Raw genomic sequence first — 17,263 nt, 5'->3', positions numbered from 1 at the left:
CCATTATTATTCGCGTGGTCATTCCACGTGAGGTAGAGATGGTACGCTGATACTGAATATAACGCATAGTTTATACGAACTGCAGCCATCTCCCCAAGAGATGGCTGTTTTTGTTTCAGGCTGATTTTAAAGAAAAGATAATGCTTTTAGCACTCATAGTAGTCATTATTATTCTCATTCGTCCTCTACCGCCGGGTTGAAGGAATGGCCGACTATTATCCACATGCGCCCTTCTGACCACCCGGTTGGAAGGGCTTTTTTATGTATGAATACCTAACCTTATACTTTTAAAACCATGTATTTCAACAGCAACACGCTCGTTTACCTCGACGGAGAATTCGTGAAGGCCGCAGATGCCTCCTGCTCCGTTTATGCCCAAAGCCTGCACTACGGTTATTCCGTTTTCGAGGGAATCCGGGCCTACAAAACGCCGGACGGCACACGCATCTTCAAGGCCGAGGAGCACTATGAACGCCTCCATTTCTCCTGCCGCGCCGTGGGGCTTCCGCTAAAGTACTCCGTGGCGGAGCTCACCCAGTTAACCTACCAGCTGCTGGAAATGAACAACCTGCAGGATGCTTACATCCGCCCGCTGGTCTATGCCGCGACCCCGAACATGAGCCTGACCGCGCCGCAGGAAAGCAACCTGATGGTAGCCGCCTGGGAGTGGGGCAAATACCTAGGCGACAGGACCCTGCGCGTGATGGTCTCTCCCTACGAGCGCCCAAACCCGAAGTCGGTGCCAGTTGAGGCGAAGGTTTCCGGCCACTATGTTAACTCCACCATTGCCTGCTCCGATGCCAAGGCCAAGGGGTACGACGAGGCGCTGCTGCTGGACATGAACGGATTTGTGGCCGAAGGACCCGGGTCGAACTTCTTCTATGAGAAGGACGGGGAGCTTTACACTGCCCCTCCCGGAAGTATACTTCGTGGCATCACCCGCAACACGGTTATTGAGCTGGCAAGAGAAGCTGGCATCACCGTGCACGAGAAATTCTTTACCCCGGAAGTGCTGCAAGAGGCGGATGCCGCTTTTCTGACAGGCACTGCCGCAGAGGTAGTAGGAGTGCAGTCCATCAATGCGCATGTCTTTAAAAAGCCTTTCGAGGAAAGTATAGGTGCCCTTCTGGGCCGACGCTATTCAGCCCTGGTAACCGGCGGGCTTGTGCCGTGCTAACAGCTGTTTGATCATGGGCAAGTATGAATCCGGCAGTTAGAGATGGTAGATTGCTCTTTTTATACTTTCTCATAATCAGCCAGTTATGTGTTTAAACTCCGAGGTTAGAAAGTATGGAACTGGCGAAAGATTGCCCCAACCTACTATCCGGATACCTGAACTTGCGATGCTGATGCTATGGTCTGGCTGTCCGCTGCGCTGTGGCATATACCAAATTAACCTGTGACGATGCCTCTCTTCAGGGAGCTTCAGTTTACCACTAACCACCTTAAAACAATGGCATTAAACAAATACAGCCGCATCTATACCCAAGACGACAGCCTTCCGGCCTCACAGGCCATGCTCATCGGCTCCGGCCTCTCGGAAGAGGACCTGCGCAAGCCTTTCGTGGGCATCTGCTCGACGGGCTTTGACGGAAACACATGTAACATGCACCTCAACGCGCTGGCCGACGATGTAAAGCAGGGCGTGAACCAGGCGGGCATGGTAGGGCTGCGCTTTAACACCATCGGTGTGAGCGATGGCATCACCAACGGCACACCGGGCATGCGCTACTCGCTGGTTTCCCGCGAGGTGATCGCCGACTCCATCGAGACCATCACCGGGGCCCATAACTACGATGCGCTGGCCTGTGTGGTAGGCTGTGATAAGAACATGCCCGGCTCCCTGATGGCCATGGCGCGCCTCAACCGTCCGTCGCTGATGGTTTATGGCGGCACCATCAAGGGCGGTGATTTTAAAGGGCAGAAACTCAACATTGTGTCCTGCTTCGAGGCCTATGGCAAAAAGCTGAACGGCGCCATTTCCGACGAAGACTACAAAGGCATCATCCGTAACGCTTGTCCGGGACCGGGTGCCTGTGGCGGCATGTATACGGCCAACACCATGGCATCGGCCGCCGAGGCACTGGGTATGTCCATCCCTTTCTCTTCCTCCTCTACGGCCATCAGCGCCGAGAAGAAACAGGAGTGCCTCACCACGGGCCAATACCTGCTGCGCCTGCTGGAGCGCGACATCAAGCCGAAAGACATCCTGGTGCGCGAGGCTTTTGAGAACGCGCTGGTGCTCATCACGGTGCTGGGCGGCTCCACGAACGCCGTGCTGCACCTGATTGCCATTGCGCATGCGGCCGGCGTGAAGCTGACCTTGCAGGACTTTCAGGAGGTGAGCAACCGGGTGCCGGTGCTGGCCGACCTGAAGCCAAGCGGCAAATACCTGATGGAGGACCTCTCTGCCCTGGGTGGCGTGCCTGCCGTGATGCGCACCCTGCTGGATGAGGGCCTGCTGACTGGCGACCTGCTGACCGTGACCGGCCAGACCGTGGCTGAGAACCTGGCAGACATAAAACCGCTGGGCCAGGAGCAGGACCTGCTGCGCCCGCTGTCTAACCCGATAAAAGCGGACGGCCACATCCAGACGCTGTTTGGCAACCTGGCTACGAAAGGCGCGGTGGCGAAGATTTCCGGAAAAGAGGGACACAAGTTTGAAGGCCCGGCCATTGTGTTTGACTCGGAGGAAGAACTGAACGAAGGCATCACACTGGGTAAGATCAAACCCGGCCATGTGGTCGTCATCCGTTACGTCGGCCCGAAAGGCGGACCGGGCATGCCGGAGATGCTGAAGCCTACTTCGGCCATTATGGGGGCAGGCTTGGGCGATAAGGTAGCCCTGATCACGGATGGCCGCTTCTCAGGTGGTACCCACGGCTTTGTGATCGGCCACGTTTGCCCGGAGGCGTACGACGGCGGCACGATCGCCCTGGTAGAAGACGACGACCTGATCACGCTGGATGCCACCACCAACACGATTCACCTGCATGTGGCTGATACCCTGCTCCAGCTTCGCCGTGATAAGTGGCAGAGGCCCGCGTCTGAGGTGAAGCAGGGCGTACTGCTGAAGTATACGCGAACAGTGAGCGATGCCAGCAACGGATGTATAACAGATTTAGAGGAAGAATCCCATGTTAACGAAAGAGAAACAAGCACCAGCATTGCCTAAGGAAGCTAAAACCATCTCCGGAGCAGAGGCGCTTATACTTGCCTTGCTCGAAGAAAAGGTAGACACCATTTTCGGCTATCCAGGCGGCGCCATCATGCCGGTGTACGATGCTTTGTATGATTACACTGATAAACTGAACCACGTACTGGTGCGCCACGAGCAGGGTGGCATCCACGCGGGGCAGGGCTACGCGCGCTCCTCGGGAAAGGTGGGCGTGGTGTTTGCCACCAGCGGCCCCGGCGCCACCAATTTAGTAACCGGGCTGGCCGATGCGCAGATCGACAGCACACCGCTGGTTTGCATCACCGGGCAGGTGTTCGCGCACCTGCTGGGCACAGATGCCTTTCAGGAAACGGATATCCTCAACATCACCACCCCGATTACCAAATGGAACTACCAGATAACCGATGCCAGTGAGATTCCGGATGTGCTGGCGAAGGCCTTTTACATTGCCCGTAGCGGCCGGCCGGGGCCGGTGCTGATCGACATCACCAAAAACGCGCAGCAGCAAAAATTCGAGTTTACCGGCTACCAGCCCTGCAGGCATATCCGCAGCTACAAGCCAAAGCCAAGTGTACGGCAGGAGTATATTGTGCAGGCGGCTGAACTGATCAACGGGGCTAAAAAACCCTTTATACTTTGGGGCCAGGGCGTGATACTTGGGTCCGCGGAGCGAGAGTTCAAGGCCTTCGTGGAGAAGAGCGGCATTCCGGCTGCCTGGACCATCATGGGTGCGGGCGCTTTGGCAACAGACCACCCACAGAACGTGGGCATGCTGGGCATGCACGGCAACTATGGCCCCAACGTGCTCACCAACGAGTGCGACGTGCTGATCGCTATCGGCATGCGCTTCGACGACCGCGTGACCGGGCGGCTGGACAAGTATGCCAGACAAGCCAAGGTCGTTCACCTGGACATAGACCCGACGGAGATAGGAAAGAACGTGCCGGCAACCGTGCCGGTTTGGGGTGATTGCAAAGAGACGTTGCCGCTGCTGACCGCCTTAATTGAAGCCAAAGAGCACAGTGAGTGGCTCGGGCAGTTCCGAAAGTATAACAAGGAGGAAGTAGAGGTAGTGATACAGGAGGAGCTTTTCCCGACATCTGAGGAGATGACGATGGGGGAGGTGATTCAGCAGCTGAACGACCTGACCGCAGGCAACGCCATTGTGGTAACGGACGTGGGGCAGCACCAGATGGTGGCCTGCCGTTATGCCAAACTCAACCATACCCGCAGCAACATCACCAGCGGCGGCCTGGGCACGATGGGCTTTGCCCTGCCGGCTGCCATTGGGGCAAAGTTTGGAACACCCGACAGAACCGTGGTGGCCGTGATCGGTGACGGCGGTTTCCAGATGAACCTGCAGGAGATGGGCACCATCATGCAGACGGGCGTGGACGTGAAGATCCTGATCCTCAACAACCAGTTCCTGGGCATGGTGCGCCAGTGGCAGGAGCTTTTCCTGGAGCGCCGCTACTCCTTTGTTGACATCACCAGTCCGGATTTCGTGAAGGTAGCCAGCGGCTACGGCATTAGCGGCCGGAGCGTCAGCAAACGGGAGGAGCTGCAGGAGGCGCTGCAGCAGATGCTTTCCCACCAGGGTTCCTTCCTGCTGGAGGTGATGGTGACCAAGGAAAACAACGTGTTCCCTATGGTGCCACAAGGGTGTAGTGTTAGTGAGATCAGGCTGAAATAAGAGCCGCCTAAACAAGTATAAGTATGAGTATCGAGAACCATACCGACAAGCAGGAGTTCAACATCACGGTGTACACCGAAAACCACATCGGGCTCCTAACCCGCATTGCCATCATCTTCTCCCGCAGAAAGATCAATGTGGAATGCCTTAACACCTCCCCGTCCGAGATTGAGGGAATCCATCGCTTCAACATCGTGATCACCGAAACAGCGGAAGTGGTGCGCAAGATCGCCGGGCAGATCGAAAAGCAGGTGGGCGTGCTGAAGGCATACTATAACACCAACCAGGATGTGATCTGGCAGGAGATGGCGCTTTACAAAGTGCCGACCGATGTGATCGCCGAACGCGCCATCGTGGAGCGCCTGCTCCGGGAGAACGGCGCCCGCGCCGTGGTGATCCGGAAAGATTATACTGTGTTCGAGACCACCGGCCAGCGCGAAGAGACAGACAACCTGATTAAGGTGCTGGAGCCTTATGGGCTGATCGAGTTTGTGCGCAGCGCCCGCATCGCCATCATCAAAGACAGCGAGGGATTCCACCGCAAGCTGCAGGAATTCGAGGAAAGCGAGCCACACGACGAGGTGGTGGAGAACGAGTTCCTGAGCAGCCGCGAGAAAGTCTTTACCATGTAATTCTTTGTATCAAGTATCAGGATGCATGTATCAAGACACAAGACTCTGTGTGGACAAAGGCTAAGTATAACTAAATAGTCTTACGTCTAGTTTCTTGTTACTTGTGTCCCAAAAAATAAAAAATCTAACCTTAAATCAACTTAAAAATGGCAACTATCAATTTTGGAGGAGTAGACGAAACCGTAATCACCCGCGATGAATTTCCGCTGGCACAGGCCAGAGAAGTACTGAAAGACGAAGTAATTGCCGTGATCGGCTATGGCGTGCAGGGCCCGGGCCAGGCGCTCAACCTGCGTGACAACGGCTTTAATGTGATTGTGGGCCAGCGCAAGGATTCGGCCTCCTGGGAGAAAGCGAAAAGCGACGGTTGGGTGGAAGGCGAAACCCTTTTCACGATAGAGGAGGCTGCCGAGCGCGGTACCATCATCGCCAACCTGCTGTCGGACGCCGGCCAGATTGCCGTGTGGCCAACGCTGAAAGAAAGACTGACCGCTGGCAAAACCTTATACTTCTCGCACGGCTTCGGCATCACCTTTAAAGAACATACCAGCATTGTGCCTCCTGCCGATGTGGATGTGGTGCTGGTAGCGCCCAAAGGCAGCGGCACCAGCCTGCGCAGGTTGTTCCTGGCCGGCGGTGGCCTGAACTCTTCGTTTGCCGTGTACCAGGATGCAACCGGCAAAGCCTATGAAAAGGCAATTGCCCTGGGCATTGGGGTGGGATCGGGCTACTTGTTCGAGACCGACTTCCGCAAAGAAGTATTCAGTGACCTGACTGGCGAGCGCGGCGTGCTGATGGGCGCTCTGGCCGGCATCATCGAGGCCCAGTACCAGGTGTTGCGCCAGCGCGGCCACTCGCCATCCGAAGCCTTTAACGAGACCGTAGAAGAGCTGACCCAAAGCCTGGTGCCACTGGTAGGCGAAAACGGCATGGACTGGATGTTCGCCAACTGCTCGGTTACGGCCCAGCGCGGCGCCCTGGACTGGAAAGGCAAATTCAGAGAGGCTACCCTGCCTGTGCTGAATGAGTTGTACGACAGCGTGGCATCGGGCAAAGAGGCTGAGCGCACTATCCAGCGCGGCTCCACACCCGGCTACCGCAAGGAACTGGAGGCGGAACTGGCAGAGATACGTGAATCAGAATTATGGAAAACAGGGGCAACGGTACGCCAGCTCCGCTCCAAATAACCTTAGCAGATGAATAAAGATGTAGCTTTAGATACCGTTGTGGCCCTGGAGAAGGTAGAGGAGGCAGCGAGGAATTTGAAAGGGGTGATCTATAAAACGCCCCTGTTGCAGAACCACTGGCTTTCGCATACTTACGGTGCCAATATTTACCTCAAACGCGAAGACCTGCAGATCGTGCGCTCCTACAAAATCAGGGGTGCATACAACAAGATTTCTACGCTGTCTGCCCAACAGGCGGAGCGGGAGATTGTCTGCTCCAGCGCCGGCAACCATGCCCAGGGCGTGGCCTATGCCTGCCAGCTGCTCGGTATTAAAGGCTACATCTTTATGCCTGCCAACACGCCTGCCCAGAAGGTAGGAAAGGTGCGCTTGTTCGGAAAAGATAAAGTAGAGGTGGTGCTCACCGGCCATACGTACGACGATACCTATGCCGCCGCAAAAGAATTCTGCGACAGCCACGGCGCCACTTTTATCCATCCCTTCGATGACATGGCCATAGTAGAGGGGCAGGCTACCGTGGGGCTGGAAGTGCTGCAGGACGCCAATTTTGAAATCGATTACTGCTTTGTGCCGATCGGTGGCGGCGGCCTGGCCTCGGGCCTGGCCAGTGTGTTTAAACAACTGAGCCCGAAAACCAAGATCGTGGGCGTGCAGCCGATGGGGGCCCCTTCCATGTACAACTCCATCCGGAACGACAGGCGGCAGGCGCTGGAAAGTATAGAGAGCTTTGTGGACGGAGCCGCTGTGAAATGCCCCGGCGAGCTGACCTTTGCGCTGTGCCGCGAACTGCTCGACGACATCGTGCTGGTGCCGGAAGGACAGGTGTGCGTAGACCTTCTGAAAATGTACAACGAAGAGGGAATCGTGCTGGAGCCGGCGGGCACGCTGACGGTATCAGTACTGAAGACCTACGCCGATAAAATTGCCGGCAAAAACGTGGTCTGCGTCATCAGCGGTAGCAACAACGACATCACCCGCATGGAGGATATCAAGGAGCGGGCCATGCAGCACCAGGGGCTCAAGCACTACTTTATGGTGACCTTTAACCAGAAGCCCGGTGCTCTGCGTACCTTCGTTAACGAAGTATTGCACCCTGGCGACGACATCATCCACTTTCAGTACATCAAGAAGAACAACAAGGAAAAAGGTCCCGTTTTTATTGGCGTTGAAGTGAAGCAGCCCCACGACGTGGAGCACATCAAGCAGCGGATGGTGGAGGAAGGCTTTGCCTACGAATACCTCAACGGCAAGCAGGATTTCCTGAATCTATTGGTGTAGGTTATACTTTCAAAGTATAGCTATTTAGTAAGGTTAAAGTATAAAGCCCGCTGCAGGTTAAGTTCTGCAGCGGGCTTTATACTTTAATCGCAACCTGGCGTGTGTTTTTGCCTTGGTGGATATGGGGGCTATGTCGGGTTGCCGTTAAAGCATTGGGTGATTTATACTTATCAGGCACCTGGTTTTATACTTTGGCTATACTTTATACTTGGGTTGGCTTACTTGCACAAGTCAAACTTTTATACTTTGGCATGTGCTTTTATACTTTGCATAGCCCCCGCTTCCTTCCACTTGATATAAGCTATCCTTTCTAGCCACTGTTCATTCTTGGCTTTACAACCCGCTTGTTTCAATTCCAGCTTTGGCTCCCTCAAGGCCGGGAGGCCTCGCCTTTGGGCATCGCGCTGGGAGCTTTTCCTGCCCTCGTACCTCGGGCTGCCTCACTATCGTTCGGCACCGGAAAAACTCGCATAGGCGCTCAACCCAAAGGCTGGGATCCGATTCGATAGCTCCTGCTGATGCAACATGAACCAAAGTCCCCCTTTGAAGTCGCAGATCCCGAACTTGTTTCGGGAGGGGCAGGTGGATGTAATCGTTCCCGAATTCCCCTCTCGGGAGGGGTTGGGGTGGGTTTATACGCTACCTCTTTTGTTCTTTGTCAAATAGTCTTTTGTCTAAATCCGCGTGAAGGCCACGGCAATGCAACTTATACTTTAGCAACAGCAAGTACAGATTCCCCGCCTTAGCCAAGTCTCGGATCCCGAACTTGTTTCGGGGGAGGGGCCAGGGGTGGTTGGACCCGGTTCTGGTAAAAACGCCCTCTCCTGGTTTTAGGAGAGGGCGGATAAGATCTATACTTCGCTTTTTTCCTTACGAACTACACGACAACATAGAGCAGCCCGCCTGTTGGGTAGCCCATCCCGGCCGGGTTTCGAAGAACTCATCATACTTATTGGAGTATGGCTCTTTAAGTGCCTGCTGCAGTTTCCCGAACAAGGCCGGATCTCCTTTCTCCAGCCCCTCAATGGCTTGGTGCAGCAGGTAGTTGCGAAGTATAAACCGCGGGTTGGATTTACGCATCAACTCCTGCGAAGCCTGGCGGGTAATGGTGTTTGTGTTGAGCCGCTCCAGGTAAGCTGTTACTAAAGTATAAAGCGCCTGCTGCTGCTCCTCGTTCAGGTCCTCATACAGGCTCTCTTTGAAGTAGGCGGCCGCTTCCGCAGCGCTGCCCACGTACAACGGCAGGTCGATGAGGAGTTGGTAGAAGATCGTCATGTCAGGTTTAAAGGCAGCCAGCGTTTTCTCGAACTGCGCAATCAGATCCGTGTCGCCGCTCTTAAACCTACCCAGCCCCAGCTTATTGCCCATCATAGTATAGTATTTGCGCCAGTATACTTCCTTATAGCTTTCCAGCGCCGGAAGCAATTGGTCTTTGTCCACCAAAGGCAACAGCGCAGCGGCCAGGCAGCCCAGGTTCCAGTAGGCTATACTTGGCTGCTTGCCAAAGGCGTAGCGGCGGCCGGGCAAATCGGTGGTGTTGGGCGTAAAGTCCGGGTCGTAATCATCCAGGAAGGAGTAGGGGCCATAGTCTATGGTCAGGCCCAGAATAGACATGTTGTCGGTGTTCATCACGCCGTGCACAAAACCCACGCGCTGCCATTCCACCATCAGGCTGGCGGTTCGCTCCACCACTTCCTTAAAGAAGGCAAGCACTTTGCCTTCACCCTCCAGGTGCGGGTAATAGCGGCTGATGGTCCAGTCCACGAGCTGGCGCAGGTGCTCGTGCTCCTTACAGGCGTTGAGCAGCTCAAAGTTGCCGAAGCGAAGAAAGCTCGGGGCTGCGCGCATCACCACGGCGCCGGGCTCATAGGCAGCGTTGCCGTTGTAGAACATGTCGCGCAGCACGGGCTCGCCGGTGGATACCAGGCTCAGGGCGCGCGTGGTCGGGATGCCGAGGTAATGCATGGCCTCACTCATTAGGTATTCACGCACCGAGGAGCGCAGCACAGCGCGGCCGTCGGCGCGGCGGGAGTAAGGGGTAGGCCCGGCGCCCTTCAGCTGCAACTCCATGGTTTTTCCGTCGGGTGTTTGCCACTCGCCCAGGGTAATGGCGCGGCCATCGCCCAGTTGCCCGGCCCAGCTGCCGAACTGGTGCCCGGCATAGCAGGCGGCGTAGGGATACATGGCAGGGGCCACATAATTTCCACCCAGTATATCGAGCTCCTGTTGCGCTTCCGGTTTTTGGATGCCCAGTTCAGCTGCCAACTCCTCCGACCAGGCCAGCAGGGTTACCTGCTCCACAGGGGTGGGGATGGCTTTGCTGTACAGCACACCCGGTGTTTGGCGCGGCGTCAGGTCGCCGGTCTCGTCGCCGGAGAAAGCAGTTACAAATTCTTTTTTATAGTTGTCGGAGCGAAGGCTCTTCATAGGTAGCGGGTTTATAGTTGATGTTCGGCCCGGGTATACTTGCGGGGGCACTCAAGGTAACAAGTATAAGGCGTAATTAGTTGGTGAGTTTCCCGAATCTTACTTCCGGAAGTACCAGTTTATACTTGGAACGAAGTAATCCGAAGGGGATTTTATACTTTAGCGACCTGTAGTTCCTGAGTTATACTTTCACTTTCCGGCTCCTGCTGCTCATCTTCCGGCGAGGCAAGTATAAATCAAGCCTAATTAACCAGGGATTGTTCATCCTCCACCCAGGTAGAAGGCCACTAACCGCCAGCCCATGCAGCCCCAGGTATATCTAATCCACTATTGCTGACGTATCTACTAAAAGATCATTAAAAACAGCTACGAAACACATGGAAAACTCATTGACAAATACCTCGCTGCGGAGCCTTATGCAGAACCCTTCTCAACTGGCGGACATCATCAAGGAACCTACCAAAGGACTGGACTTTTACAAAGGGCTGTCGGTAAAGGAGCAGCAGTACTTACTCTTCGCCGCCGCCGCCGGCCTGGTTGGCTATGCCATTTACCTGGGCAGGCAGCACAACCAGGATACGAACGTATAACAAATTGTAAAGTGCTGCGTATAAGCAGAATACATCTTTTGTTTCGGAACAGAACAGGTGACAAGCCTGAAATAAAGCTTGTAGAAGCTTTGCGAAGTAACGTACAATGTTTGTTCGGGACACAAGAGAAAAGCCTGCCTTAGGTATCACTAAGGCAGGCTCTTTTTTTCCGGTCGGGCTCTCCCTTCTTAATTTTAGGCCCGCATGCCGGTTTTTAATAGTATAGATTGTAACTTAGTGACTGTGGCGGCAGATGATGTTGGCCGCCGCCGATACCTTAACCTTACCTATGTCCATTACGATCGTTAGCCAGGGAAGAGACGTGAGCCCCTGGGTGAAAGCACTTAAAAAGAAAAGACCAGACCTGGAATTATACGTCTTCCCGGACGACCAGCCGCGCGAAGAGATCACTTTTGCTTTGTCGTGGGGCCACCCGCTGGGAATGTTCCGGGAGTATCCGAACCTGAAATGCATCTCCTCGCTCGGAGCCGGCGTGGACCACATCCTCAAAGACCCCGACATCCCGGAGCAGGTGCAGATTGCGCGCATCAAAGACGAGAACCTGACCAGCGACATGGCCAACTTTACCATGGCGCTGGTGCTCAACCACCTGCGGGACCTGCACCACTACAAGGCCGCCGAAGAAACCCAAACCTGGAAGCCGCTCAGGTATAAACGCAACGCAGAGGTAACCGTGGGCGTGATGGGCATCGGCACGCTCGGCAGCGAGGTAGCCCGCCGCCTGAGCAGTATCGGGCTCAGGGTTACCGGCTGGGCAAGCTCAGCCAAGCAACTGGAAGGGGTAGGCGTATATGCCGGCCAAGGGGAGTTCGATGCTTTTCTGGCCACCGCTGATATTCTCATCTGCCTGCTTCCGCTTACCCCGGATACAACCGACATCCTGAACAAGGAAACTTTCCTGAAACTGCCCAAAGGAGCTTTCCTGATTAACGTGGCCCGGGGCGAGCATCTGGTGGAAGAGGACCTGCTGGAGATGCTGGAGACCGGGCACCTGTCGGGCGCCAGCCTGGACGTGTTCCGGGAGGAGCCCTTGCCGGAGAGCCATCCGTTCTGGGCGCACCCCAGAATCAACGTGACGCCGCACATTGCCAGCGTTACCAACCCGGAGTCGGCGGTGGACCAGATTTTGGAGAATTACGACCGCATTCAGAACGGGCAGCAGCCCCTTAACCTTGTTTCACGCGCCAAAGGATACTAAGCATGAACCCTTTTCACTACGCCTTTAAAATAAAAGACATTGAATCCACCCGCAAGTTTTATGTAGACATATTGGGTTGCCGGGAAGGCCGCAGTAGCGAACACTGGATCGACTTCGACTTTTTTGGGCACCAGCTTTCGGGCCATGTGTCGGACAATATTCCAGAACTAGACTACTGCGGTAAGGTGGACGGCGTGAGCGTGCCTGTGCCGCACTTTGGCTGTATCCTCTCCTACGAGCAGTTTGAGCAGGTGCAGCAAAAACTGCAGCAGCATGCTATAAAGTTTGTGGTAAAGGCGCACACGCGCTACGAGGGGCAGGTGGGGGAGCAGCGCACCATGTTTGCGCTTGATTTGAGCGGCAACCCGCTGGAGTTTAAAGCTTTCAAAAACCCGGACGAGGTGTTTGCCTCCTAAGAGGTATCCACAAGTATAAAATAGCCCTTCTGCCTGCCCAGGCATAAGGGCTATTTTTTGAACCGTACCGTAATTTTTACCTCCTGCGGTACTGCCTGACCATTCTGTGTGGCAGGTTTCCAGGCGGGACCTTCCTGCACCAGGCGCAGCGCCTCCGCATCGCAGGCTGTACAAAGGCTTTTCACCACGCGCAAGTGCTGCGGCCTGCCGTCCGGTGCCACCGTAAAAGCTATTTTTACCTTGCCCGGCTCCGGCACGGGTCGGCTGTTTTCCCGCAGGTACTTTTTATACTTGTACATACCTGCTGTAGGCCTTGCCGGTTCGGTTTTCGGGGCCGCTGCAGTGCCATACGATATCACCACCACCTCGCTCAGGGCGCGTTGGTCCGGCGCAAGTGTAATGTCTGCAGAGGTATCTTTGCCGGCCAGCGCTCTTTCTGCTGTCTCGTATCCAATGTAACTGAAGCGCAAGGTTTGCTCCCCTGCCGGCGCGGCCAGGCTATACTTACCCGCAGCATCGGTGGTAACCGCGGCTCTCTGGTCTTTCAGCGCTACCACCACGCCCGGCAGCGGTTCGCCCTCCGGCGACAGCACCTGTCCGGTAATTAGCTTTTGGATGGACGCTTTTTCAAGCTTTATAGTACTGTTCCCTCTGATGGTTACTCCCGCCGCTCTGCCTGCCAGCGCCCGGGAAATATCCGTAGACTCCGGTTCAAGTGCCATGGCAGCCTTCCGTTCTTGTCGAAAAGTGGCAACAGAGGTGTCATGTACTGTAGAATGCTTTTCTGTGACATCATTTAAACCTGCCAAAGACCCCGGTTCAACTGGCTTGCCTTCCAAGGCAACAGCCTCAGCTTCCGCATTCACCAAGGAGTTTTCCGCCAGCATCTCCTGGCTATACATTTCTTCCTTATCCTGTTTTACAACCGGGGAAGTATACTTTCTTCCGGGAACTACTGCTGCTATACTTGCCGCCGGTAGCTGAGCTACTTCAGAGCTATCGGGTACTGCTGCTGAGGGCGGGGGAGGTATACTTGCTGGCGCTGCGGAAGGCTTCACGACGGTTTCCTGGTGTGCCATCTCTAGCCCCGGCTGCTGCGAAGTATAGTTATAGTATAGCACAAGTATAGCCGAGGTAGCAAGTATAAGTATGGCCGCAGCACGTTGCCAGTACCCAGGCAATACTCGCTTTTTCCCCTGCTTTACCCGGGCACTGATGCGATGGTTGATATCGGCAACGGCAACACTGGTCTGCTTCACGTCAGCAGCGGCCATGCCTTCGAGCACGTCTGCGCAGAGGGAACAGCCCAGCAGGTGCCGCTCCAGCTGGTGGTGCAGGGCAGGAGGCAGGTCCCCGTGCTGGTACTGCCGCAGCAGCTCCAGCGAAGGGTGGTCGCCGTCCGGCCAAAGTATATGGTGCTTAGCGCGTAGCATGGTGCTTTTCCATGTAAAGTTTAAGGTTGCGTTTTCCGTTCTGGATGTAGCTTTTCACTTTAGACAGTTCAAAGCCCGTCAAGTCGGCAATCTCGGCATAGCTCTTCTGCTGCAGGTAAAACAGCTCGATGCAGGTACCCTGTTCCACCGGAAGTTGCTGCAGGGCCTTCCGCAAAAGCTGCTCGGTCTCCTCGGTCTGCTCTGCCTCTGTAAGATGCAGCGGCTCGTAGTTTTCCATAAGCGGGAGCCAGGTATCTCCCTGGTACGTGCCTGTTGCCCCTTTTTGCGCCCGCAGCTTCATCAGGCAGTGGTGTTTGGTGGTGGTGTAGAGCCAGCTTTTAAAATTACTTACCTCGTGCTGCAGCAAAGCGGTTGCCAGGTGTTCGAACAGCTGCATCGTGGCGTCCTTGCTCTCCTCCTCGTCCTTCAGGTACTTGAGGCAAACCAGGTACACCAGCTCCGAGTGGCGTTGAAATAGCTCGCCCAAATGTTCCAGGTCCCCGCTCTGCCGGTACAGGCGCAGCAATTCCGCATCCGGGGAAGGCGACTTGGCGTTGGTGAACAGCTTGAGGAAAAAGGGCAGCATCAGGAGGATCGTTTCCTAAAGAAACTAAATTTTTTTCAGACCGGCTTATGGAAAAGCTGTGACGGCTGCATCCTATAGGAAACAAAACACAAAGCCATGAAAAAACAACTCTACACCTTGGTGCTGGCCCTGCTGATGTTGGGGCTGCACGCGCAGGCACAGTCCGTTACTGTAACGGGTACCGTCACCGATGCCGCCAACGGAGCCCCGCTGCCAGGGGTAACCGTCACTGAAAAAGGAACAGAGTCGGGCGTTGCCACCGACCAGTTTGGCAAGTATAGCCTGCAGGTAAGCGGTGAGCAGGCCATACTTGTTTTCCGCTTTATCGGCTACCAGACCAAGGAAGTGAAGGTAGGGAAAAAGCAGGTGGTGGATGTGCAGCTTCAGGTCGACATCCATAATTTAAAAGAGGTAGTGGTGACCGGGTATGGAAAAGGTAAAAGTATACGGCTAAGAGGCGTGGCGGCCGGGGTAGCGGTGCAGAAGCACACCAGTAGCTATGTGGTCTACGATCAGGAGGTGCTGCACAACACGGAGAATTACAGCCATCTGCCGGAGAGCAGGTTTCAGGACGCCAAAAAATCGCCGCTTTCCACCTTCTCCATCGATGTGGACCGTGCCGCTTACAGCAACGTGCGCCGCTTCCTGCAACAAGGGCAAAAGCCGCCGGTAGATGCCGTGCGCATCGAGGAAATGATCAATTACTTTACCTACGACTACCCGCAGCCGACCGGTGAGGCGCCCTTTGCCGTGTACACCGAACTCTCTGCATGTCCCTGGAACAAAGAGAACCAGCTGCTGCACATCGGTTTACAGGGAAAAGAGATTGCAACATATAACCTGCCGCCTTCCAACCTGGTGTTTCTGCTGGATGTGTCGGGTTCCATGGCCTCGCCAGACAAACTGCCGCTGCTCAAGTCCGGGCTCAACCTGCTCGTGGACCAGCTGCGCCCGCAGGATAAGGTCGCTATTGTGGTGTACGCCGGTGCCGCCGGATTGGTGCTGCCCTCTACGTCCGGAAACCAGAAAGAGAAGATATGGCAGGCCCTGGATAAGCTGGAAGCCGGGGGCTCTACGGCCGGAGGCGCAGGAATTAACCTGGCCTACCAGGTAGCGCAGGAGCAGTTCCTGAAAGGAGGCAACAACCGGGTGATCCTGGCCACCGACGGCGATTTTAACGTGGGCGTGAGTAGCGATGGAGCCTTGAACCGGCTGATCGAGGAGAAGCGCGAATCCGGCATCTTTCTGACCGTGCTGGGCTTCGGAACCGGCAACTTAAAAGACTCCCGCATGGAGCAGTTGGCCAACAAAGGCAATGGCAACTACGCCTACATCGACAATATCCTGGAGGCGAAAAAAGTGTTCATCAACGAGTTTGGCGGCACCCTGTTCACCATCGCCAAAGATGTAAAGCTGCAGCTCGAGTTCAACCCGGCCAAAGTAAAAGCTTACCGCCTGATTGGTTATGAAAACCGCACCCTGCAGAGCGAGGATTTTAACGATGATAAAAAGGATGCCGGAGAGCTAGGCGCCGGCCACACGGTCACAGCCCTCTACGAGATAGTGCCGGTTAGTGCCAGAGGGACTAAAACAGCCACAGTGGATGAACTCAGGTACCAGCAGGCCCAGATGAACAAACAAGCCACGGACACAGACGAACTCCTGACGCTGAAGCTACGCTACAAAGAGCCGGAAGGCAGCAAAAGCCAGCTCCTCACCACCACGGTTTCCGGTAAAGCCGCGGTGCAGCCAAGGCAGACCTCGGACAATTTCCGTTTTGCTGCGGCAGTAGCTTCCTTCGGCATGCTGCTCCGCGATTCGGAATTTAAGGGGAATGCCACCTATGCACAGGTGCTGGAGCTAGCGCAAAGCGCGTTAGGCAAGGATGCGGAAGGCTACCGCGCAGAGTTTATGAACCTGGTCAGGTCTCGGACCCTGCTCAGCGACCGGCGTTAATACAGCAGTTCCTGTAAACTTCAAGGGCAGCTTATATTAAGTATAAGCTGCCCTTGCTTTGGAGTATAAAGTATAAAAACGGCCTCTGCGCCTGCTGGAAAGTATAAACTCTAGCGGACGCAGAGGCCGTTTCAGTAAAACAAAGTATAAACTACCGGCCTTTTTTACCGCGTCCTTTTTGCTGCTGCTTTTTCTGCTTAATGTGCTCGGCCTTCAGCTCCTTAAACTCCTCGTTCGACACGGTAACGGTATAGTAAAGCGAGGACAGGATCGTTACGTCCAGGTCGAAGTCGTATTCTATACTTAGCGAGAGCTGCTTTTCCGGGTTCAGCACATACGCATTATCTACTATATCATATACCTCAAATTCATACTCGCCTTTCTCCAGCAGCGGGTTCTGAATGCGGGCCAGCCGATCGCCGGTGATCACAATCGGTTCGGTCAGTTCCACTTCCAGGTCGAAGGGCTGGAAAAAGCGGCCGTCCTTTTTATGGGTGATGTACTCCACCTTGCTGATGTGCAGGGCAGTGTCCTGGTTCTTGTTCTCGCGGCTATACTTGATGTCGTTGATGTTTCCGATCAGCTTCATATACTTCTTTCTGTGCTTTGTAGCTGCAAAGGTAGTTAATAAAGCAGGACGATGCAGGTATAAACCAACTGCTTTAAAG

Annotated in this window: 14 protein-coding genes; 10 read left to right on the top strand and 4 right to left on the bottom strand. The window is 54.9% G+C overall.

Annotated elements, in window-relative coordinates; all coding sequences use genetic code 11:
* The first annotated feature begins 295 nt into the window (after window positions 1-295).
* The 6 genes from A3841_RS18860 to ilvA all read left to right on the top strand — a co-directional run bounded on the left by A3841_RS18860 (window position 296) and on the right by ilvA (window position 7,968).
* Window positions 296-1,177, top strand: coding sequence for a branched-chain amino acid transaminase (locus tag A3841_RS18860; RefSeq protein WP_073854802.1), 882 nt, complete (start codon window positions 296-298; stop codon window positions 1,175-1,177).
* Between the two features lie 276 nt (window positions 1,178-1,453).
* The gene (gene ilvD / locus A3841_RS18855; RefSeq protein ID WP_073854800.1) at window positions 1,454-3,175 is read left to right on the top strand and encodes a dihydroxy-acid dehydratase; all 1,722 of its coding nucleotides are present in this window, start codon (window positions 1,454-1,456) and stop codon (window positions 3,173-3,175) included.
* Window positions 3,138-4,871, top strand: coding sequence for a biosynthetic-type acetolactate synthase large subunit (gene ilvB, locus A3841_RS18850; protein ID WP_073854798.1), 1,734 nt, complete (start codon window positions 3,138-3,140; stop codon window positions 4,869-4,871). Before ilvD ends, ilvB begins: the two co-directional genes overlap by 38 nt.
* A 23-nt stretch (window positions 4,872-4,894) precedes the next feature.
* Window positions 4,895-5,503: an acetolactate synthase small subunit gene (gene ilvN, locus A3841_RS18845; RefSeq protein ID WP_073854796.1), complete on the top strand. Its 609-nt coding sequence runs from the start codon at window positions 4,895-4,897 to the stop codon at window positions 5,501-5,503.
* 146 nt (window positions 5,504-5,649) lie between these two features.
* Window positions 5,650-6,690: a ketol-acid reductoisomerase gene (ilvC, locus tag A3841_RS18840; protein WP_073854793.1), complete on the top strand. Its 1,041-nt coding sequence runs from the start codon at window positions 5,650-5,652 to the stop codon at window positions 6,688-6,690.
* A 9-nt stretch (window positions 6,691-6,699) separates the two neighbouring features.
* Window positions 6,700-7,968 carry a threonine ammonia-lyase IlvA gene (gene ilvA, locus A3841_RS18835; protein ID WP_073854791.1) on the top strand — a complete coding sequence of 423 codons (1,269 nt, stop codon included), beginning with the start codon at window positions 6,700-6,702 and terminating at the stop codon, window positions 7,966-7,968.
* An 870-nt stretch (window positions 7,969-8,838) separates the two neighbouring features.
* Here the strand turns inward: ilvA and A3841_RS18830 are convergent.
* Window positions 8,839-10,395, bottom strand: coding sequence for a protein adenylyltransferase SelO (locus tag A3841_RS18830; protein ID WP_073854789.1), 1,557 nt, complete (start codon window positions 10,393-10,395; stop codon window positions 8,839-8,841).
* A gap of 377 nt (window positions 10,396-10,772) precedes the next feature.
* Here A3841_RS18830 and A3841_RS18825 point away from each other — a divergent pair, with 377 nt between their 5' ends.
* The 3 genes from A3841_RS18825 to A3841_RS18815 all read left to right on the top strand — a co-directional run bounded on the left by A3841_RS18825 (window position 10,773) and on the right by A3841_RS18815 (window position 12,620).
* The gene (locus tag A3841_RS18825) at window positions 10,773-10,985 is read left to right on the top strand and encodes a hypothetical protein (RefSeq protein WP_073854787.1); all 213 of its coding nucleotides are present in this window, start codon (window positions 10,773-10,775) and stop codon (window positions 10,983-10,985) included.
* 289 nt (window positions 10,986-11,274) lie between these two features.
* On the top strand, window positions 11,275-12,204 hold the full coding sequence (locus tag A3841_RS18820; protein ID WP_073854995.1) for a 2-hydroxyacid dehydrogenase: 930 nt from the start codon (window positions 11,275-11,277) through the stop codon (window positions 12,202-12,204).
* A 2-nt stretch (window positions 12,205-12,206) separates the two neighbouring features.
* A complete protein-coding gene (locus A3841_RS18815; RefSeq protein ID WP_073854785.1) occupies window positions 12,207-12,620 on the top strand; it encodes a VOC family protein in 414 nt (137 codons plus the stop codon).
* 50 nt (window positions 12,621-12,670) lie between these two features.
* On the opposite strand, the gene A3841_RS18810 is transcribed toward A3841_RS18815, so the two are convergent.
* Window positions 12,671-14,053 (bottom strand): TonB family protein, encoded by a 1,383-nt coding sequence (locus A3841_RS18810; protein ID WP_073854783.1) that lies wholly within the window; start codon window positions 14,051-14,053, stop codon window positions 12,671-12,673.
* Entirely contained in the window at window positions 14,040-14,639 is a 600-nt protein-coding gene (locus A3841_RS18805; protein WP_073854781.1) for an RNA polymerase sigma factor, read from the bottom strand. Before A3841_RS18805 ends, A3841_RS18810 begins: the two co-directional genes overlap by 14 nt.
* 96 nt (window positions 14,640-14,735) lie before the next feature.
* Here A3841_RS18805 and A3841_RS18800 point away from each other — a divergent pair, with 96 nt between their 5' ends.
* Complete coding sequence (locus A3841_RS18800) at window positions 14,736-16,595, top strand: vWA domain-containing protein (RefSeq protein WP_073854779.1); 1,860 nt, start codon at window positions 14,736-14,738, stop codon at window positions 16,593-16,595.
* Window positions 16,596-16,746: 151 nt separating this feature from the next.
* Here A3841_RS18800 and A3841_RS18795 read toward each other — a convergent pair whose 3' ends face one another.
* On the bottom strand, window positions 16,747-17,184 hold the full coding sequence (locus tag A3841_RS18795) for a hypothetical protein (protein ID WP_073854777.1): 438 nt from the start codon (window positions 17,182-17,184) through the stop codon (window positions 16,747-16,749).
* Between the last annotated feature and the right edge of the window lie 79 nt (window positions 17,185-17,263).

Origin of the sequence: Pontibacter flavimaris, from assembly GCF_001907195.1 — a bacterium.
In the GTDB taxonomy this organism is placed as follows: Bacteria; Bacteroidota; Bacteroidia; order Cytophagales; family Hymenobacteraceae; genus Pontibacter; species Pontibacter flavimaris.
The sequence above is the reverse complement of the archived record's forward strand: the minus strand, read 5'-3'. Positions and strand labels throughout refer to the sequence as shown.